Origin of the sequence: Micromonospora sp. NPDC007208, from assembly GCF_042869175.1 — a bacterium.
GTDB classification, from domain to species: Bacteria; Actinomycetota; Actinomycetes; order Mycobacteriales; family Micromonosporaceae; genus Micromonospora; species Micromonospora foliorum.
The window spans coordinates 383456-403159 of the sequence record NZ_JBIAFG010000001.1 but is presented as its reverse complement, the minus strand read 5'-3'; the positions used below and the strand labels follow the sequence as shown (position 1 = coordinate 403159).

Annotated in this window: 19 protein-coding genes; 8 read left to right on the top strand and 11 right to left on the bottom strand. The window is 71.2% G+C overall.

Annotated elements, in window-relative coordinates:
• The first annotated feature begins 102 nt into the window (after positions 1 to 102).
• Positions 103 to 969 (top strand): copper resistance protein CopC, encoded by an 867-nt coding sequence (locus tag ACFYL6_RS01650; protein ID WP_387166078.1) that lies wholly within the window; start codon positions 103 to 105, stop codon positions 967 to 969.
• Positions 970 to 1216: 247 nt separating this feature from the next.
• Positions 1217 to 3622 (top strand): ricin-type beta-trefoil lectin domain protein, encoded by a 2406-nt coding sequence (locus tag ACFYL6_RS01645; protein WP_387166076.1) that lies wholly within the window; start codon positions 1217 to 1219, stop codon positions 3620 to 3622.
• A 142-nt stretch (positions 3623 to 3764) separates the two neighbouring features.
• Here the strand turns inward: ACFYL6_RS01645 and ACFYL6_RS01640 are convergent, their stop codons facing one another.
• On the bottom strand, positions 3765 to 4151 hold the full coding sequence (locus ACFYL6_RS01640; protein ID WP_387166074.1) for a DUF2267 domain-containing protein: 387 nt from the start codon (positions 4149 to 4151) through the stop codon (positions 3765 to 3767).
• A 182-nt stretch (positions 4152 to 4333) separates the two neighbouring features.
• Between ACFYL6_RS01640 and ACFYL6_RS01635 the strand changes: the two genes are divergently transcribed.
• The 4 genes from ACFYL6_RS01635 (at position 4334) to ACFYL6_RS01620 (ending at position 6667) form a co-directional block, all read left to right on the top strand.
• Positions 4334 to 4666, top strand: a complete 333-nt coding sequence (locus tag ACFYL6_RS01635; RefSeq protein ID WP_387166072.1) for a nuclear transport factor 2 family protein — start codon at positions 4334 to 4336, stop codon at positions 4664 to 4666.
• A gap of 34 nt (positions 4667 to 4700) precedes the next feature.
• Entirely contained in the window at positions 4701 to 5537 is an 837-nt protein-coding gene (locus tag ACFYL6_RS01630) for an oxidoreductase (protein WP_387166070.1), read from the top strand.
• A 227-nt stretch (positions 5538 to 5764) separates the two neighbouring features.
• Complete coding sequence (locus tag ACFYL6_RS01625; RefSeq protein WP_387166068.1) at positions 5765 to 6184, top strand: ATP-binding protein; 420 nt, start codon at positions 5765 to 5767, stop codon at positions 6182 to 6184.
• 105 nt (positions 6185 to 6289) lie between these two features.
• A complete protein-coding gene (locus ACFYL6_RS01620) occupies positions 6290 to 6667 on the top strand; it encodes a nuclear transport factor 2 family protein (RefSeq protein WP_387166066.1) in 378 nt (125 codons plus the stop codon).
• Position 6668: 1 nt separating this feature from the next.
• On the opposite strand, the gene ACFYL6_RS01615 is transcribed toward ACFYL6_RS01620, so the two are convergent.
• The 4 genes from ACFYL6_RS01615 to ACFYL6_RS01600 form a co-directional block, all read right to left on the bottom strand.
• On the bottom strand, positions 6669 to 7196 hold the full coding sequence (locus tag ACFYL6_RS01615) for an SUKH-4 family immunity protein (RefSeq protein WP_238662472.1): 528 nt from the start codon (positions 7194 to 7196) through the stop codon (positions 6669 to 6671).
• A gap of 240 nt (positions 7197 to 7436) precedes the next feature.
• Positions 7437 to 7907 carry a molybdenum cofactor biosysynthesis protein gene (locus ACFYL6_RS01610; protein WP_387166064.1) on the bottom strand — a complete coding sequence of 157 codons (471 nt, stop codon included), beginning with the start codon at positions 7905 to 7907 and terminating at the stop codon, positions 7437 to 7439.
• Positions 7908 to 8008: 101 nt separating this feature from the next.
• Positions 8009 to 10111, bottom strand: a complete 2103-nt coding sequence (locus ACFYL6_RS01605) for a PQQ-dependent sugar dehydrogenase (protein ID WP_387166062.1) — start codon at positions 10109 to 10111, stop codon at positions 8009 to 8011.
• A gap of 37 nt (positions 10112 to 10148) precedes the next feature.
• Positions 10149 to 11096: a LamG-like jellyroll fold domain-containing protein gene (locus ACFYL6_RS01600; RefSeq protein WP_387166060.1), complete on the bottom strand. Its 948-nt coding sequence runs from the start codon at positions 11094 to 11096 to the stop codon at positions 10149 to 10151.
• Between the two features lie 133 nt (positions 11097 to 11229).
• Between ACFYL6_RS01600 and ACFYL6_RS01595 the strand changes: the two genes are divergently transcribed.
• Positions 11230 to 12264 (top strand): LacI family DNA-binding transcriptional regulator, encoded by a 1035-nt coding sequence (locus tag ACFYL6_RS01595; RefSeq protein ID WP_387166058.1) that lies wholly within the window; start codon positions 11230 to 11232, stop codon positions 12262 to 12264.
• A 15-nt stretch (positions 12265 to 12279) separates the two neighbouring features.
• On the opposite strand, the gene urtE is transcribed toward ACFYL6_RS01595, so the two are convergent.
• The 6 genes from urtE to ACFYL6_RS01565 form a co-directional block, all read right to left on the bottom strand.
• Entirely contained in the window at positions 12280 to 12975 is a 696-nt protein-coding gene (gene urtE / locus ACFYL6_RS01590; RefSeq protein ID WP_225855394.1) for an urea ABC transporter ATP-binding subunit UrtE, read from the bottom strand.
• Positions 12972 to 13748, bottom strand: coding sequence for an urea ABC transporter ATP-binding protein UrtD (urtD, locus tag ACFYL6_RS01585; protein WP_387166056.1), 777 nt, complete (start codon positions 13746 to 13748; stop codon positions 12972 to 12974). Before urtD ends, urtE begins: the two co-directional genes overlap by 4 nt.
• Positions 13745 to 14926, bottom strand: a complete 1182-nt coding sequence (gene urtC / locus ACFYL6_RS01580; RefSeq protein WP_387166054.1) for an urea ABC transporter permease subunit UrtC — start codon at positions 14924 to 14926, stop codon at positions 13745 to 13747. Before urtC ends, urtD begins: the two co-directional genes overlap by 4 nt.
• Complete coding sequence (gene urtB / locus ACFYL6_RS01575; RefSeq protein WP_387166052.1) at positions 14923 to 15810, bottom strand: urea ABC transporter permease subunit UrtB; 888 nt, start codon at positions 15808 to 15810, stop codon at positions 14923 to 14925. Before urtB ends, urtC begins: the two co-directional genes overlap by 4 nt.
• A 75-nt stretch (positions 15811 to 15885) precedes the next feature.
• Entirely contained in the window at positions 15886 to 17130 is a 1245-nt protein-coding gene (gene urtA, locus ACFYL6_RS01570; protein ID WP_387166050.1) for an urea ABC transporter substrate-binding protein, read from the bottom strand.
• A 421-nt stretch (positions 17131 to 17551) separates the two neighbouring features.
• On the bottom strand, positions 17552 to 18634 hold the full coding sequence (locus ACFYL6_RS01565; protein ID WP_196926391.1) for a substrate-binding domain-containing protein: 1083 nt from the start codon (positions 18632 to 18634) through the stop codon (positions 17552 to 17554).
• 96 nt (positions 18635 to 18730) lie between these two features.
• Between ACFYL6_RS01565 and ACFYL6_RS01560 the strand changes: the two genes are divergently transcribed.
• On the top strand, positions 18731 to 19249 hold the full coding sequence (locus ACFYL6_RS01560) for a MarR family winged helix-turn-helix transcriptional regulator (protein WP_387166048.1): 519 nt from the start codon (positions 18731 to 18733) through the stop codon (positions 19247 to 19249).
• Positions 19250 to 19704 lie beyond the last annotated feature (455 nt).

Below are 19704 nucleotides of genomic sequence, written 5' to 3'. Positions count from 1 at the left end.
GGCGGACTCCGAACGACGCGAGGGGGGCGGGTGTCGGGTTGATCGTCGGGGAGGAGAACTCTACGTCTTGTTCGGTGCCGGGGAAATGACCATGATGAACGAATGCGATCGAAGCTGGTCACTGTGCGTAAGGTCCTGAGCCGTGTCGTGGCGGCGCTGGCGGCGACCCTGGTGGTGTCGTTGCTGCTGCCGGTCGCCCCGGCGTCCGCGCACGGCCAGCTGGCGACGTCCACTCCCCTGAAAGGCACCGTCGTACGCGAGCCGCTCACTCAGTTGGCGTTGTACTTCACCGAGAAGCCGGCGTCCAACGCGCACTTCGCCATCAGCGGGCCGAACGGGTCGCGAGTGGACAATGGCTGGTCCTACGGTGAGCCGAAGCGACTGGACAAGCCGGTCACCGAGTACTTCATGGTCAACGGCGTGTTCGAGCCCCGGCTGTACCACACCGGCTTCCCGGCCATGGTGACCGTCGCGCACTGGCCGGCGAAGGGCCGCTACACCGCCAGCTACCTCTCCGTCGCCTCGGACGGTGAGGCGGTGCGGGGCGAGGTGACCTTCGACTACCAGGGCCCGGGCACGGCGGCGCCGGCCGGTTGGTCGGCGCCCACGGCTGGGCCGGATCCGGCGCTGCTCGCGCAGGCCGAGGGCGAGGGCTCGACCAACTCCGGGGCCAGCGGCAGCGCGGTCGCCCCTACCGGCGCTCCGGCGGACGACCCGGCCGGCGCCAGGCAGGAGCAGAGTGGCGGCGGGTTCCCGGCCTGGCTGGTTCCGGCCCTGATCGTCGTCGTGGTCTCGGCGATCGTGCTGGTGGCGGCCCGCCGTCGGCCCGCGGCGCGGGGAGCCTCCACGTCGGACCGTCGGGCCGCCGGCGCGGCGGGTCGGGGCGGCGCCGCCAGCCGCAAGGCCGCCAACCCGACTCGGAAGACCGGCAACCGGGCCGGCGGTCCGGCGCGGCGCGGACGGCGGTAGGCCGCCGCAGGGCCGGGCATTCTTCGCGTACTGTCCCGAACTTTCGCACGGACATTCGAAACTTTTGATGTATCGAGGCGAAGCCATGGACACTCCCATCGAAACGCCTTAATGTTCCGAGCCATCCACCCGGTGTTTCCGCAACGTCACTCGTCGGCGTCGAGGACGTTACGGACCCGGGCCGACGGTCATCCTCACCGCTGATCCACGCCGGCCGTCGGACACTCCACTGCCTCCTGGAGGAACGATGGCCACACCCCTGCTACGCCGACTCCACCATCCCGTCCTGGGTGCACTGGCACTCGTCCTCGCCGCCGGCCTCTGGGCCGTCCCCGCCAGCGCCGCCCCCGCGCAGGAACCGGGCGTCACACTGCGCGTCTTCGACGTGCAGGTGCCGCTGTCCGAGCTGTGCACCCTCAAGCCCGCCCAGACGCCGAACGTGGACAAGCTGATGTCCACCATCAACTGGACCTCGGCGGCCGACTTCGGCTTCGAGGACAACTTCGTCTCGCAGGTGCTCGGCAACATCACCACCACCCAGGCCGGCAGCTACACGTTCCGGCTCAGCAGCGACGACGGATCCAAGCTGTCGATCGACAACGCCGTGGTCATCAACCATGACGGCCTGCACGGCGCGACCCCGCCCAAGGAGGGCATGGTCACCCTCACCGCCGGCCTGCACCCGCTGCGCATCGACCACTTCGAGCGTGGCGGCGGGCAGCAGATCACCCTGGAGTGGAAGACGCCCGGTTCGTCGACCTTCGTGGTCGTACCGAACTCGGCGCTGAGCACCGACGCGGGCGTGGTCCGGGTGACCGCACCCGGGCGCAAGGAGTGCGAGGGGGTCTCCGACTCCCCCGGCGACGGCCTGCCGCTGACCGGTGTGCACCCCGGCTACACGCTGACCAACCTGCGGCCCAGCGGCTTCCAGCCGAAGGTCACCGGCATGGACTGGCTGGCCGACGGCCGGCTGGTCATCAGCACCTGGGGCGGCAGTGACCAGTCCGGCACCTCCCAGGACGGCGAGGTCTGGATCCTCGGCAACACCGGCGGATCGACGAGCCCGGGCAACGTGACCACCAAGAGGATCGCCGGCGGCCTGAAGGAACCGATGGGCCTGAAGGTCGTCGACGGGGTGGTCTACGTGACCGAGAAGCAGCGGTTGACCCGGCTGGTGAACACCGGCGGTGACGAGGTCGCCGAGCGCCTGGAGACCGTCGCCACCTGGCCGTACGGCGGCAACTTCCACGAGTTCGCGTTCGGCCTGCTCTACCAGGACGGGTTCTTCTATCTGAACCTGTCGGTGTCGATCAACTCCGGCGGTGCCACCACCAACCCGCAGCCCGCCACCAACCGGGGCACCACCCTCAAGGTCAACAAGGACACCGGCGCGGTCAGCTACGTCGCCGGCGGCCTGCGGACGCCGCACGGCATCGGCTGGGGCCCGGAGGGCGGCATCTTCGTCACCGACAACCAGGGCGGCTGGCTGCCCTCCTCGAAGCTGGTGCACATCAAGCAGGGCCGGTTCTTCAACCACTACACGAACCCGGCCGGCCCGTTCGACACCGCACCGGTCACCCCGCCGGTGCTCTGGATGCCGCAGAACGAGATCGCCAACTCGCCCAGCACGCCGATGTACCTGACCAGCGGCCGGTACGCCGGCCAGTTCGTCATCGGCGACGTGACGTACGGCGGCCTACAACGGGCGAATGTGGAGAAGGTCAACGGCGAGTACCAGGGCGCCCTGTTCCGGCTCACCCAGGGCCTGGAGGCGGGCGTCTCCGAGGTCAACGTCGGCCCGGACGGCGCGATCTACGTCGGCGGGCTCGGCGCGGGCGGCAACTGGGGCCAGACCGGCAAGCTGTCGTACGGCCTGCAGAAGCTCACCCCGAACACCGCCACCACGTTCGAGATGCTCGCGATGCGCGCCACCACGACCGGCTTCGAGGTGGAGTACACCCAGCCCGTCTCGGCGGCGACCGCCGCCGAGCTGGCCGCGCGCTACAAGATCAAGCAATGGCGGTACGTGGCGACGTCGAACTACGGCGGGCCGAAGGTCGACGAGGAGACGCTGACCGTCACCTCGGCCACCCTCTCGGCGGACGGCAAGAAGGTCAGCCTCGCGGTGGCCGGCCGCAAGGCGGGCCGGGTGGTGCACCTGCGCTCGCCGCGCCCGTTCACCTCCACCAGCGGCCAGTCTCTGTGGAGCACCGAGGCGTGGTACACGCTCAACTCCATCCCGGGCAGTCCCCCGCCGCCGATCGGCGGCACCATCACCGGCGTCGGCGGCAAGTGCCTGGACGTCGACAACTCGGGCACCGCCGACGGTACGAAGATCCAGCTCTGGACCTGCAACGGCACCGCCGCGCAGTCGTGGACGCGGGTCGGCGACACGTACCGGGTGCTCGGCAAGTGCCTGGACATCGACAACGCCGGCACCGCGAACGGCACGAAGATCCAGCTCTGGACCTGCAACGGCACCGGCGCGCAGGTCTGGCAGCCGCAGGCCGACGGGTCGATCCGCAACCCGCAGTCCGGCAAGATCATGGAGGCCGCCGGCGGTGGCACCGGCGACGGCACCCAGATCCAGCTCGGCACGTACGCGGGCGGCGCACACCAGAAGTGGGTGGTCGGTAGCGGGGTTAACGGCTGACCTCGGACGTAGGGGCGTGGCCTGACCGGCGGGTCAGGCCACGCTCCGCGTCGCCCGACGGTGATCGACCAGGACAGCCACCACGCACGTCTCCGCATCGACGGCGGTCATGCCGACGTTCGGATGCCAGCCGAGGTGTGGGTCAGGGGCCGTGCGGGAGGGGCTGCGCCAGTGCCCGCAGGTCCGCCGGGAGTTGGGCCAGCGCGTCCTCGAACTCCCGGTGCCCGACCACCCGGTGCATCGTCTGGAGCACCGCACTGGTGCCGCGCTCGGCGGCCGGGCGGTCGATTCCGGCCCGGTCTGCCACCCGGCGCAGGAACTCGTCGTAGTCGAACGTTTCCGGCGGCTCGGCGGCCTTGACCAGCAGCGGGCTCAGCTCGTCGGCCAGGTGGGGAGCCAACGCGGCCGCCTCCCCGCCGGAGAGCCGCTCGGTGAGGGTCCGCAGGACCGCCTCGGTCAGCGGGCGTGCCTGCTCCGGCGACACACCCGCCCGTGCCGCAACCTTGTCGACGAACGCCAGCTCGGCCATGCCCCCGCCCTTCGCTTTCGGAAACGCGTGGCTACCCGGGCCCACCGGCAGCAAACCCGGCAGCCTGGAGCGGGATGGGTTCTGCTCGTTGCTCCGCGCGGTGCCGTCCGCTTCTCGTACGGTGAGGTCGGACCGGGAACCCGACGGCTGCCCGACGGCGGCCCGTGCCGCAGGAGGAGCAGATGGCCCTCGACCTGCCCGACGTGATCGACAGGTACTTCCGGGCCGTCAACGACCGGGACCTGGACGCCTTCGTCGCCTGCTTCGCGGACACCGCGAGCGTCGCCGACGAGGACCGGCTGTACGACGGGCGGGCCTCGATCCGGGCCTGGCGACAGAAGGCGATGGACGCCTACGCGTACACCGCCGAGCCGGTCCGGGTCACACCGCAGGCGGGCGACTCGTACCTGGCTGTCACCCGGGTGTCCGGAGACTTCCCCGGCAGTCCGATCGAGCTGCGGTACCGGTTCACGCTGCGCGACGGGCTGATCGGCGCCTTGGACATCCGTCCCTGACGGCGAGTTGGTCCACCGACACGAAGGGAACGCCGTGCCGCGAGTCTGGCTCATCACCGGCTGTTCGCGTGGTCTCGGCCGCGCCCTCGCCGAGGCCGTCCTGGCCGACGGCGACCAGTTGGTGGCAACCGCCCGCAACCCGGCCCAGCTCGACGACCTGGTCGACCGGCACGGTGACCAGGTCCGCGCGGTGGCCCTCGACGTCACCGACCCCGCCGCCGCCCGCGCCGCCGTACGCACCGCCGTGGACACGTTCGGACGGCTGGACATCCTGGTCAACAACGCCGGTTACGCCGACGTCGCCGCGATCGAGGACATGTCCGACGACGACTTCCGGGCGCAGATCGAGGCCAACTTCTTCGGCGTGGTCAACCTGTCCCGGGCCGCCCTGCCGGTGATGCGCGAGCAGGGACGCGGCCACATCGTGCAGATCTCCAGTGTCGGCAGCCGGGTCGCGAGCACTGGTCTGGGCGCGTACCAGGCCGCCAAGTGGGCGGTCAGCGGCTTCTCCGCAGTGCTCGCCAAGGAGGTCGAGGCGTTCGGGATCCGGATCACCTCGGTCGAGCCGGGTGGGCTGCGCACCGACTGGGCCGGCTCGTCGATGAGCGCCCTGCCGATCAGCGAACCGTACCGGCCGGTCATCGACCCGGCCGTGCAGCGGCTGCGCCAGGGCAGCGGCGCCCAGCCGGGCGACCCGGCCCGGGCCGCCCAGGCGATCATCCGGATCACCGGGGTCGACGATCCGCCGCTCCGGTTGCTGCTCGGCGCCGACGCCGTGGCGGCTGCCGAAGCGGCCGCCGAGGCCCTCGCCGCGTCCGACGCTCGGTGGCGGGAGTTGAGCGAGTCGGTCGCCTTCGACGCGGCTCCCTGACCCACCTCCCCCGCCGGACCGGCGAGGCGTGGTCGGGCCGGGCCGCGGGTGATCAACCGCCGAACGGACGAGACGGTCAAGGGGCCGGTGGATGACATGATGTGGCGACAACAGCTCTCGCTACGAAAGGTCTCCGGCTGCCCGATGGCGCACTTCGAGGCTCGCACGCCCACGACACCCGCGTTGATCGCGGTGGCGCTGGCCGGGCAGCCACATCGGGCGGGCTGATGCCGGGCGAGCGACGGGAGACCGTGGCCGAGCAGAGTGTCCCCACCCACGCCGCGGACACCATGGCCTATCAGGTCGCGACCGACATACGAGCGCTGCGCGCGTTCGTCAGCGCCGGGGCGCTGGCCCGCGGCCTGTCGGCCGAGCGGGTGGAGCTGTTGACGCTGGCGGTCAGCGAGCTGGCCAGCAACACGTTGCAGCACACCACCGGCGGCGGCTGGGTCCGGCTCTGGGCCGAGCCGGGCCAGCTGTTCTGCGACGTGGTCGACCACGGGCCGACACGGGCGTTCGGCCGGAGCATGCCGGCCGCCGAGTCGGTACGGGGTCGCGGGCTGGCGATCGTGGAGCAGATCTGTGACGAGGTCGCCGTGCTCACCAGCCCCGGGGAGACCGTCGTACGGATTCGCCTTACTCTGTGAACGTCAGCGGCGATCCCCGCCCGCCCGGGCCAGCTTGGCTGCCACAATGCGGACAGCCCGGGCCGACGGTGGCACCGGGTCGGACCCGAACGGGAGGACGGCACGATGCCGGACAGCGCACGCGAGGCTGAGCTGCTCGACGCCGAGCGCACCCTGCAGGCCGCCCAACGGGCCGGTGACGTCGCCGCCCTCGACCAGCTACTGGTCGACCAGCTGATCGCCATCGGCCCGGACGGGCGTATGCACTCCAAGCAGGACGACCTGACCGCCCACCGGGACCGCCGCTCGGTCGTCGAGGAGTTGGTGGAGGAGGAGCTGGACCTGCTCGTCGTCGGCAAGACGGGGGTGACGTTCTTCCTGGGCCGGGTGTCCGGCGTCTTCGAGGGGGCACCGTTCGCGGCGCGGCTGCGCTACACCCGGACGTGGGTCCACGACGACCGGAACGGCTGGCGGATCCTGGCCGCACACATCAGCCCGGTCTGACTCAGCGCTCGTCCTCGTCGTCCTCGTCGAGCAGGCCCTGCTCGTCGAGGAACGCGAACCACTGGTCGTCGGCCGGGGTCAGGTCGGCGTAGCCCGGCCCGAGCAGGTAGTAGTCCACGAAGGACTCCACATCGGGGGCCAGTTCCTCGAACGCGTCGGACATGAACCACTCGGTGCCGTTCGGTGGGAAGTACCAGATCGCCCCCGTGCCACGATCCATGAAGATCGGCTCGTCGCTGCGGGTGCCGACCACCAGCCAGCCCGCCCGGTCCTGCGGGATGGACGAGAAGTCCGGCGCGTAGTCCAGGTGGTACTGGATCCCCGCCAGGGTCGACGAGGACGCCAGCTCCACCCGACCCGCCCGCAGCCCGTCGGCCACCAGCAGGAGATCCCGCAGGTCGGCCGGGAGCCCCGCCGGCACGGCGTCGAGGGCCGCACCCTCGCCGAACTCGGCGTACGCCAGACTTGCTGGCAGATCGGCCAGCTCAGCCCGCAGCTCCTCGATCAGCTGCCGCAGCTCGAGGTTCACTGCACCACCTCTGTTCGGATGAGGTCCCGTCCGGCAATGCCCCCGGCTGCCCGGAGACCTGCGAGCCGATGCGCGGTTTGGTTCTACCATGCACCGGCCCGCCCGGGCGTCACCTCGCCGAATCCGCCAGCCGGGCCGTCACCACCAGCTCGCCCAGCTCTCGACCGGCTGCGCCAGGCCGATCACGTCCTCGACCGAGAGCAGATGCACGCCGCGCAGGTCGGCGCTCACGCCCTTTCCTCAGTTCACGACGGCCTCGATCGGGCCGACGCGCAGGGTGCCGTCGTTGAGGGGCGTACAGCGGATGCCGCCGGTGGTGCGCAGCGCCTTCCACGCTCCCGGGCCGACGGTGACGTCCATCCAGGCGCACGGCCGAGCCGCCCGGTTGACCCGCAGGCTGACCGGGCCGTCACCGGAGTCCAGCACCAGCACTCTGCCGATCAGCTCGTCCACGGCGATCCCCGTGGTGAGGATGTTGCGCCGCACCTCGGCCAGGCCGATGCCGGCCGGCAGCGACTCCTGGGCGATGACGGTGACGCTGGCGTCGCGGTGTGCCTGTTGGCCGAAGTACCGGTCGCCGACGATGCCGAGACCGGCCCGGATCCGGACGGCGTCGACCAGCTCACCGGGCGGGGCCGGGGCCGGGCCATCGGCGGGCCGGCCCAGGAAGCGGTGCACGGGCGAGGCCAGCAACTCGACGATCTCCGGCATGGCAGGAAGTCTACGAACCGGACAGACCCCTCCGGGGCAGGTCGACGGATGAATCGGTGGGGACGGCGGCACGAGCGCCGCCGTCCCCACCGCGACCCGGTTCAGGCCGGGGTGCCGGTGACGGTCAGGTTGCGCAGTCGGCCCACGTTGTCGAACGAGCCGAAGCCGACCCGTCCCGAGCCGAACGTGGTGTCCTTCGCGGTCAGCAGCGGGTCCCGGTGCCCGTCGACGTAGACGGCGATCTCGCCGGTGGCCGGCAGGTGCACCACCCGGACCCGGTGCCACCTGGCATCGGTGATGGCCGGGTTGGCGCCCCGGGACCGACCGTTCCACTGGTGGTCGATGCGCTCCCGGTCGGCGTTGTTCACCTTGAAGATGCCGTTGTGCGGATAGATCGTGTTGTCGGTGGAGAGGTGGGCGTAGTAGAACTCGGTGTCCGAACGCCAGCCGAAGACGATGATCACGTCCCGGTTGGTGACCTCCACCGGTGTGTCGAGTCGTACCTGGGCGTCGACCCGCACCGACGACCACGCCGGGCCGTTGGTCAGCACGGCGTACTCGAAGGGCCGGCGCGGACCCGGCCGGCTCTCCCCGGCCTCGGCCAGGATGACCTGGTCGTGGGTGAACTGCCACTTCGCCGGGGTCACCGGCGCCCAGTTCGCGGCCCCGGCGGTACGGCGCACGGTGACGTCCCCGACGTCGCCGCTGGCGAACTCCCTGGTGCCGGTCACCTTCCAGACCTTTCCGTTGGCCTTCGCGAGGATGTAGAGCTCCCCGGAGGCGTCGGTGCCGAAGCGCAGGTCCACCCGGTTGGGGTCACCGGGCGCGCCCGGTGACGACAGGTCGCGCATCCGGACCGGGGTGCCGGCCGCGTTGAAGAGCGCGAGCTGGTGGATCGTGGCCAGACCCCGACCGCGGCGCATCTCGTTGGCCTCGGTGTAGAGCACCCGGCCGTCGACCAGGTCGCCGAAGACGTACTTGCCGCGCAGCGCGGGCACCGCCCGCCCCCGGTAGACGAAGCCGCCGGCCACCGCGACACCGACGTCGTCGGTGCAGTTCCAGCCGGCCGCGGGGTCGTGGTCGTACGCGGCGACCGGGTAGGTGTAGCGGTACCTGTCGTCGTCGGCGGGCAGCGGGAGCAGCCGGTCGCAGGGGTTCGTGGCCGTCTTGTCGAAGACGAACGAGCCCTCGCGCTCGCTCCAGCCGAAGTTGTCCCCGGCGCGGACCTCGTAGATCGCCTCGACGGCGTGTTCACCGATGTGCCCGAGGTACATCCGGCCGGTCGCCCGGTCCCAGCTGAACCGGTGCGGGTCCCGGAACCCCACGGCGTAGAGCTCGCCCAGCGCGCCGGCCCGGCCGACGAACGGGTTCGCGGGTGGGATGCCGTAGCGCCCGTTCGGGGCGTTGGTGCCCCTGGGGTCGATCCGCAGCAGCTTGCCGTGGGGCAGGGCCAGGTTCTGCGGGTCGGTGTTGCGCGCGCCCTGGCCACCGTCGCCCACGGCGAGGTACAGCAGGCCGTAGTCGCGGTCGTGACGCTTGGCGGTGGGGTTGAAGTTGATCTCCTGGATGCCGTGCACCTGGCCGCCGAAGCCGATGCGCAGCACCTCGCGGTGGGAACCGGCGAAGGTGGCGGCGGCCGGATCGGTCGCCGTCCACTCGGTGATGACACCGTGGAAGAGCGTGTTGGGCTGGGCGTAGTCCGGTGTGACCGTCGTCGTCGACGCCAACTCGGTGTGGATGGTGTAGAACCGGCCGTTCACCCCGAACTCCGGGTGGAACGCGACGTACCCGAACCCCTGGCCGAGCCCGCGACCGGAGAAGAACCGCGGCGCGAACGTCGCCGCCACGTCCAGGTAGACGTGCGGCACGCCGCCCTCGACCAGGTAGAGGTTGCCGTTGAGGTCGGGCACCGCCCGTCGGCCGGAGCCGTCGGGCACCTCCATGATGGTGTTGATCCGCGCGGTACGCACGAGCCGCGCATCGGTCGGCGCCGGCGTCGGGTACGACTGCGGGAAGCTGGCGTACTCGCTGAGGACCAGCCCGAGTCGGGACTGGACCGGCATCTCGGGGATCGGGTCGTCGACCGCGTCGGCGGCCCGCGCGGGCGTGGCGACCAGTGTGGACAGGATCAGCACGAGGGCGGTGAGGCCGGCCCTCACTGTGGGCCGGCGGACTGTGCCGGCGCGGCGGTGCAGGGTGCGCACGCGTGTCTCCTTCTCGGTGGGACGGTGCCGAGGGTGGTCAGCGGGCAAGGTGGCGGTACTGCCTCCGCACGTCGTTCGCGGAGACCACACTGTCGAGGAACATCAGGCCGTCCATCCGGCAGTCGCACGGGTTGCGTTCGAGGGTGTCCTGCGGGAAGCTGCCGCCGATCTTGATGCCCCGGGGGTCGGACGCGGTGGTCACGTGCGGGCCGGGCCCGGATACCAGCCACGGGTCGTCGGTGCGGGTGTAGAAGCCGTCCACCGGTTCGCCGTTGCGGTAGAGGGCGAGCGCGCCGGTGTCGAAGTCGAAGGTGGCGGCCAGGTGCACCCACTCCCCGACCGGCAGCAGCTCGCGCCAGTCCCGGGTGGCGGCGAAGGTCTGCGAGTTGCCGCCGTCGAGCCGCCGGCCGAGCGCGACGAGCCGCAACTCCCCGTCGACGTCGATCAGCTCCAGCAGGGCGCGGACGCCGTGGCCGTCGGAGTCGCCGGTGAGCACTCCGGCCAGCCCGATGGCGTTGTACCTGTCGTCCGGGTCGGCGGTGGTGGAGTTGGGCAACGGGCTGTCCATGTTCAGCTTGAACCAGCCCATCACGGTGGTGCCCGCGGTGGCGCTGAACGCGCGCAGCGTCCGCACCCCGCTGGCGGACCAGGTGCCGGCCTTCCAGTCGTCGTTGCCGGCGACGGCGGGGGCGACCTGCCGGGTCTGCACCGCGTTACGGCTGCCCCGGTAGGCGCGGTCCGGCACCCGCATGGCGGCACCGCCGTTGACCAGCTCGATCTCGGTGCCGGAACGCCCCTGGTCGCGTTCCAGGGCGGGGTCGCCGGGCACCGGGTGGTCGAAGTCGTACGCGGCGACCAGGTGCGCGCGCAGCGCCGGGTGGACGTCGTGCGAGATGCTGCGATCCGCCTGCGCCGCCGGCGCGCTGGCGCCGGTCAGTGCGCCGATCGCCAGCAGGGAGACGGCCGCTCGTCGGGCCCTGGACATGGCTGTCACCTCGTTTCGCGGCATGTCGGATGCCGGTCACGTAAGCGCTTACGTAAGCGCTTACGTACCCTAGGCTTCGATCGATGTCGCTCGCAACAGATCGCGTGACATGAATGTTTCCGGAGGGTTTCGGATGCCCAGGGCCAGCCAGCGTCCGCGCCTCGTGGACGTCGCCCAACACGCTGCCGTCTCGCTGGCGACCGCCTCCCGCGCCCTCGCCGGCCGTGAGGGGGTCAGCGCCGAGGTCGCCGACCGGATCCGGCAGGTCGCCCGCGAGCTGGGCTACGTGGCCAACCCGTACGCCCGCACCCTGGCCAGCGGGGCCACCTCCACGGTGGGGTTGATCGTCCATCAGGTCGACGACCCGTACTTCTCCGAGATCGCCGCCGGGGTCATCCAACTCGCCGCCGAGCAGGGGCTGCTGGTGCAGATCTGCCAGTCCGGCCGCGACCCCGACTACGAGCTGCAAGAGCTGCGCCACCTGATCGCCCAACGGGTCGGCATCGTCCTGATCAGCGGTTCCGGTTACGACGACCCACGGATGGAGAGCGCGGCCCGCGCCGAGCTGGCCGCGTTCCAGGACCACGGCGGACGGGCCGCCGCGATCGGTCGGCACGCGCTCGGTGTCGACGCCGTCCTGCCGGACAACGAGGCCGGCGGTTACGCCCTCGCCCAGCACCTGATGGATCTCGGCCACCGGCGGATCGCGGTCGCCGCGGGCAGCGCCGGCCTCACCACGGTCGCCGACCGGCTGGCCGGGGTGTCGTCGGCCCTGCGGCAGCGCGGGCGGTCCCCCGCCGACCTCGTCGTCGTGCACAGCGACTTCACCCGCGGCGGTGGGCGCGCCGCCGCCGAGCAGATCCTCAACGAACATCCCGAGACGACGGCGATCATCGCGCTCAACGACGTGATGGCCATGGGCGTGCTGTCCACGCTGCGCTCCCGCCGCGTGCCGGTGCCCGCGCGGATGTCAGTGGTCGGTTTCGACGACGTCTCCGTGGCAGCCGACCTCGCACCCAGCCTCACCACCGTCCGGCTGCCGATGACCGAGATGGGCCGCACGGCGCTCACCCTCGCGCTCAAGCCGCGCACGACCCGCCCCCGCCGCCGCCCCACCGGGCACCTGCTGGTCGTCCGCGACTCGACCGGGCCCGCGCCGAAGACCTGACCGACGCCGCGCCGGTCAGACCGCCAGGGCCGCCCGGACCTCCCGTTCCGCCGTGACACCCCCGTCGCCGTGCGAGGTGACCCGGCCGGACTCCAGCACGTGGTAGCGGTCCGCCACCCGCAGCGCGAAGCCCAGGTGCTGCTCGACGAGCAGCACGCTGAACCCGGACTGCCGGGTCAGCTCGACGATCCGCTCCTGGATCTCCGCGACCACCGACGGCTGGATGCCCTCGGTCGGCTCGTCGAGCATCAGCAGCCGAGGCCGGGTGATCAGGGCCCGGGCGATGGCCAACTGCTGGCGCTGACCGCCGGAGAGCAGCCCGGCCCGACGCCGCAGCAGCGGGCGCAGCGCCGGAAACAGATCCAGCACCTCTGCCGTGGCCACCGCCCCGTCGCGCCGGCCGTCGGCGACCAGTCGCAGGTTCTCCGCGGCGGTCAGGTGCGGGAAACACTGCTGACCCTGCGGGACGTACGCCATCCCCCGCGCCACCCGCTCGTGCGGCCCGGCCCGGGTGACGTCCTCACCGTCCAGCTCGACCGTGCCGGCACTCGGACGCAGGAGCCCGGCCGCGACCCGCAGCAGGGTGCTCTTGCCGGCCCCGTTGTGCCCGAGCACGGCGGCCACCCCGTCGGGCGGGACCGCCAGATCGACCCCGTGTAGCACCCGAGAGCGACCGTACCCGGCGTGCACCCCGCGCAGCGTCAGCATCATGCCTCCAGGCCAGTACGGGCCGACCCGGCGTCGACCGGGTGGCCAAGGTAGACCTCCTGCACGCGCGGGTCCGCCTGGACCTGCGCCACCGTGCCCTCGCTGAGCACCCGGCCGGCGTGCAGCACGGTGACGCTGCGCGCGAACCGACGCAGGAAGTCCATGTCGTGCTCGATCACGACGACCGTGCGATCCCGGCTGACCGTCTCCAACAGCGTGCCGGTGGCGTCGCGTTCCTCATGGCTCATCCCGGCGACCGGCTCGTCCAGCAGCAGCAGCCGCGCGTCCTGCACCAGCAGCATGCCGATCTCCAGCCACTGCTTCTGGCCGTGCGCGAGCGTCCCGGCGAGGTGCGCGGCCCGCTCGGCCAGCCCGATGGTCTCCAGCGCCGCGGCGATCTCGTCGGGAACACCCCGGCGACGGCGGGCAAGGGTAGCCCAGCTGCGTCGGGCGCCCGCCGCGATGTCGAGGTTCTGCAACACCGACAGCTCCTCGAAGACCGTCGAGGTCTGGAAGGTCCGCCCGATGCCGAGCCGGCTGATCCGGTGCACCGGTCGGCCGAGCAGCTCCTCGTCGCCGAACCGGACCGAGCCGGTGGCCCGGACCAGACCGGTGATCGCGTCGACCAGTGTGGTCTTGCCGGCGCCGTTCGGCCCGATCAGGAACCGGATGTCGCCGGCGGGCACCTCCAGGGAGACGCCGTCGACGGCCGTGAAACCGTCGAAGCTGACCCGCACGTCACGGACGGACAACCCGTCCAACCGCTCGCCGCTCATGCCGCCGGCACCTCCGTCCGCTCGGCCCGTCGTCGGCCCAGCGCCAACCACCCGCGCCGCACCGGCCGCGCGCCGGCGTCACGGCGGCGGGCCAGCGCCCACAGCGACGCCAGGCCGCCGGGAAGGAACGCCACCACGACCACGAAGAGCAAACCCTGCAGGTACGTCCAGGTGCCCGGGAAACGCTCGGAGAGGGCGGTACGCGCCCAGGCCACCGCCACCGCGCCGAGCACCGGCCCGAGCAGTGTCGCCCGGCCGCCCACCGCGACGCCGATGACGAACTCGATCGACGGGACGATGCCGATCAGCGCGGGCGAGATGATGCCCACCGCCGGCACGAACAGCGCACCGGCCAGCCCGGCCATGCCCGCCGCGACCACGTACGCCACCAGCTTCACCGACGCCGGGTCGTAGCCCAGGAAGCGGACCCGCTCCTCACCGTCTCGGACCGCCACCAGCAGTTCGCCGTAGCGGCTGTGGATGAGCTGACGGGTCAGCGCGAGCAACGCCAGCAGCGTCCCGGCGATGATGAAGTACACCATCCGCTGGTTGACCGGGTCGTCCAGGTCGTAACCGAAGAAGCCCTTGATGTCGGTGAGCCCGTTGGTGCCGCCCGTGGTGCCCTGCTGGCCGATCAGCAGGATCACCATCGCGGCGGCGAGCGCCTGACTGAGGATGGCGAAGTACGCGCCGCGGACCCGGCGGCGAAAGACCAGCGAGCCGAGCCCGAAGGCGACCACCATCGGCAGCAGCACCGTGGCGGGCAACGCGAACCACGGGCTGGCGAAGGGCCGCCACCACAGCGGCAGCTCGTCGAGTTGCCCGTACAGCTGCATGAAGTCGGGCATCCCACCCGGGCCCGCGTCGGCGAGCTTGAGGTGCATGGCCATCGCGTAGCCGCCGAGGCCGAAGAAGACACCCTGGCCCAGGGTGAGCATCCCGCCCCGGCCCCAGGCGATCCCGATGCCGACCGCGACCATGGCGACGCAGAGGTACTTGGCGAGCAACGCCAGCCGGAAGTCCGACAACACCAGTGGGGCGACGGCGAACAGCACCGCCGCGCCGAAGGCGAAGCCGGCCAGGGTCCGAAGCCGCGAGCGGCCGGCCGGCCGACCCGGTGGTACGGCGCCGGCGGGCCCCGGGCGGACGGCGGGCGGCGCGGGGGTGACGGCGGTCATGCGAGGCTCCTGGTCCGCAGGGTGAACAGGCCCTGTGGCCGCCACTGGAGGAACGCGACGATCGCCACGAACACGATCACCTTGGCGACGCTGAGGGTGGTCAGGTACTCCCCGGTGGCCTGGAGCACGCCGAGGGCGAAGGCGACGATCACGCTGCCCTTGAGCTGGCCGATCCCGCCGACCACGACGACCAGGAAGGCGTCGATGATCAGGTTGGTGCCCATGGTGGGACCAATCGGGCCGAGCAGGGTGAGGGCCACCCCGGCGAGCCCGGCCAGCCCGGAGCCGAGGAAGAAGGTCGTCCGGTCGACCCGGGCGGTGGGAATGCCGGACACGGCGGCGAGGTCGCGGTTCTGCACCACCGCGCGGATGCGACGCCCGAGCGGGGTGAGTCGCAGTGCCAGGGTGAGCGCCGCGACGGCGGCCAGCGCCAGGGCCAGGATGAACAGCCGGTTGTTGGCGATGGTCAGCCCACCGGGCAGCGCCACGTTGCCGGTGAGCAGCTCGGGCGCGCGGGTCTGCACGTTCGGGCTGCCGAAGACGTCCCGGGCCAGTTGTTGCAACATCAGTGACACACCCCAGGTGACCAGCAGGGTGTCCAGTGGCCGGGCGTAGAGCCGGCGGATGAGCAGCACCTCCAGCAGGACGCCCATGGTGCCGGCGACGACGAACGCCACCGGCAGCGCGACCACCAGCGACAGGCCGGCGCCGGTGATGCTCTGTTGCAGAACGTAGGTGGTGTACGCGCCGGCCATGATGAACTCACCGTGCGCCATGTTGATCACGTTCATCTGGCCGAAGGTCAGCGCGAGGCCGAGCGCGATGAGCAGCAGCACCGCGCCGATGCTGATGCCGGTGAAGAGTTGACCGAAGAGGACTGTCACGGTGGGTACTCCGAACTGCTGGTCGGGTGGCCCGGGCGGAGCGCGCGGCAACGCGTTCCGCCCGGGCCGGCGTCGTCAGCTCAGGCCGCTCGCCCACGGGTAGGTCTTGAGGTACGGGTCCGGGGCGACCGGCTTGCCGGAGTTCCACACCTCGGTGATCAGACCGTCCGCGCCGATCTTGCCGATGCGGGCGGTCTTGGCGATGTGCTGCGTCTTGCCGTCGACGGTGACCAGACCCTCCGGCGCGTCGAAGGTGATGCCGTCCGAGGCGGCGCGGACCTTCTCCACGTCGAAGGCGCCGGCCTTCTCGACCATCGCCTTCCACAGGTGCACGCCGACGTAGGCGGCCTCCATCGGATCGCTTGTCGGCTTGTCCGCGCCGTACTTCGCCTTGTACGCGGCCACGAACTTCGAGTTCGCCGCGCCCGGGGTGGTCTGGTAGTAGTTCCAGGCCGTCAGTTGGCCCTCCAGGTACTGGGTGCCGATGCCCTTGACCTCCTCCTCGGCGATCGACACCGACACCACAGGCATCGCGGCGGCAGTCAGGCCCGCCGACTTGTACTCCTTGAAGAAAGCCACGTTGCTGTCACCGTTGAGGGTGTTGAACACCGCGTCCGCGCCGGACGACTTGACCTTGTTGACGATGGTGCCGAACTCGGTGGAGCCGAGGGGTGCGTAATCCTCACCCAGCACGGTCATCCCGTTCGCGGTCGCGTACGCCTTGATGATTTTGTTGGCGGTTCGGGGAAAGACGTAGTCGCTACCGACGAGATAGACCGACTTCGCGCCCTGCGCCTTGAGGTAGTCGAGCCCGGGAACGATCTGCTGGTTGGTCGTCGCTCCGGTGTAGAAGATGTAGGGAGACTGCTCCAGACCCTCGTACTGCACCGGGTAGAACAGCAACGCCTTGTTCTTCTCGAACACCGGCTTGACCGCCTTGCGGCTGGCCGACGTCCAACAACCGAAGACGGCGGCCACCCGGTCCTCGGAGATGAGCTTCTCGGCCTTCTCGGCGAAGGTGGGCCAGTCCGAGGCGCCGTCCTCACCGACCGGCTGGATCTTCTTGCCGAGGACACCGCCGGCGGCGTTGATCTCTTCGACCGCGAGCATGATGGAGTCCCGGACGGTGACCTCGCTGATCGCCATGGTCCCGGAGAGCGAGTTGAGCAGGCCCACCTTGACGGTGTCGCCGGAGACGTCGGCGGTGACGCCGGCCGCGCCGCCCTCGTCGGAGGTCTTGCTGCCGCACGCGGTCAACGCGGCCGCGGCGACCAGGGTCATGGCACCCGCCAGGATGCGGCGGCCCCGGAATAATGACATCTACTCTCCCTGCGGTGCACTCAAGTGGCGAAAGGACGGTCGGTGCGGTCCGATGGAGCTGACGTGAGCGATGCCGGGGTCGACGGGTGGACGCCGCGCAGGGCACCGGATCGGATATGGGCAGGGAAAGCGTCGACCGGCATGATTGCGCGGGTGTTTCCCGGTCCTTAATTGACTGTTTCCTCAGGGCCGTCGCGGCGCGCACGAAAAACGGCCGACACCGTTGGGAGGAAACGGTGTCGGCCGTGCGGAAAGACGCAAGAATAAATGCCACCACAATGGTCGACGGACGAATCCGCCGACGGTGGGCACACAATGGTGAGAGCTGACCCCGCGGCCAGATACTTCACGCAGGAAGCATCTTAGGACGGGATCGGGTGGCGCTGTCAAGGGTCCGCTCGGCCGGGTGCCGGCGCCCGGTTCAGAGCTGGGCGAGCACGGTGAAGTCGAGCCCGTCGGCCTCGGCCAGGTAGATGCGCTGACGCACGTGCCGCTGACGCAGCCGCAACCGCCCACGGGGCCCGTGGTAGGCGACCGTGTCGGCAGCCGTCTCGATGGCCCGTACGTCGAGTGTGCGGGCCTGGCCGATCAGCGCGGCGAGCAACATGACGCCCTCGTAGCAGGACTCGCCCAGGCTGCCCAGCGGCGGCGCCTCCACGCCGAACCGCCGCGCGAACTCGCCGTGGAAGTCGAGATTTTCCTGAGTGACCAGCCCGGCGAAGAAACCTGCCGTGCTGTACAGCCTGCGGGTCGCGCCGGCACCGCTGGCCAGCAGCATGTTCTCGTCCATCAGGGTGCTCAGCCGCAGGCAGCGCTGATCCAGGCCGGATCGGGCGAACGCACGGTTGAACCGCACCGCGTCGGCACCGACCAGCAGCATCAACACCGCGTCGGCGTCACTGTGCTCGATGCGGCGCAACACCTCGGTGAAGTCGTGTGCGTCCAACGGCAGGAAGTGCCGGCCGACCACCTGCCCGCCGCCGCGCAGCGCGTACCGCTGGGCCGCCCGCGACGTCCGGCGCGGCCACACGTAGTCGTTGCCGACCACGAACCAGCGACGCACGCCCTGCTCCCCGGCGAGCAGCCGCATCGCGGGCCACAGTTGGGCATCCGGCGTCTCGCTGGTCAGGAAGACCCCTTCGGTGCGTTCGCCGCCCTCGTAGAGTGCGGTGTAGACGTACGGCACCCGGTGCGCGACGCGGGGCGCCAACGCCTGGCGCACCGAGGAGATGTGCCACCCCGTCACCCCCTGCACGGCCCCCACCGACACCAACGCCTCAACCTCGGCGGCCACCTCGGCCGGCGGTGCGCCACCGTCGACCGGCACCAGCCGCACCTCCCGGCCCAGCACGCCACCGCACCGATTGATCTCCTCCACCGCGAGCTGCGCGCAGAGCTCACAGGTGGGGCCGAACATGCCGGCCGGCCCGCGCATCGGGTAGACCAGCGCGATGCTGACCACGGCACGGTCGACGGTCAGCCACGGCGGTGCCGGCGCGGACATGAGCACATGATTGTCCGACCCACGACGGAAGACCAGCGCTCACCACTGACCGGGACGACTCGCTACCATGACAGGGCCACCGGACCAGGGAGTTTCATGTCAGACGTGCCCGGGGCGCCAGCCGACCTGCTGCGCTCGCTCACCCGCGCCGAACGGCTGCTCTCCCGCCGGTTGGGCGCCGTTCTGGCCGACGACGCGCTGAGCATCGAGGCGTGGCGGGTGCTCTGCCTGCTGGCCGACGGCCAGGGTCACCCGATGAGCGAGGTGTCCGCCGAGGCGTCGCTGCCGCCGGGCACCCTCACCAAGCTGGTCGACCAGCTCGTCGACCGCAACCTCGTCTTCCGCCGGATCGATCCGGTCGACCGCCGACGCATCCGGGCGTACCTGACCGCTCGGGGCCGCCGCGAGCACGCCCGCCTGGACGAACGGGTCCGAGCCAGCATCGCCGAACTGGGCATCACGGAGATGGGCGTCGCCGAGGTGGGCGTCGCGGAGACCAGCGAGCCGGGCATGCCCCCGGCCGCCAACCTCGTACGCCAGCTCGACGACCTGATCGGCCGCCTCGACCCGGCCCGGCAACGAGTGCACGCCGACGCGGCCGGCCCACACCGCTGACCCCTTCCCCGCTCCCCGCTCTGGGCTCCCGGCTCCCGGCTCCCGGCTCCGGCTCCGGCTCCCGGCTCCGGGCTCCGGCTCCCGGCTCCGGCTCCGGGCTTCCGGGCGGTCGGCATGCGAACGTTCGGGCTTGCGGGCGTTCGGCACGGCCTTGAGCGCGGCCCGACCTCCCACCCCACACGGCAGAGAGCGTGATGTCTGTGAGTCATCACGATGACTCACAGACATCACGCTCTCTGGAGTGTCCGCCGCCGGCACTGTCGTGATCTGCACCAACCTGGCCTCGGGACCGGTCTCGGCGGCCGAGGCCAATCCCCGCTTGGCCGCCGCGAGTGACACGGGCCATGGCGGCGTCGCGCAGGGCCAAGAGGGCATCGCGCCAAGACCGCCGGGACCGGCAAGACCGCCAAGACTGGCAGGACCGGCAGGACCGGCAGGACCAGCAGGACCGGCAC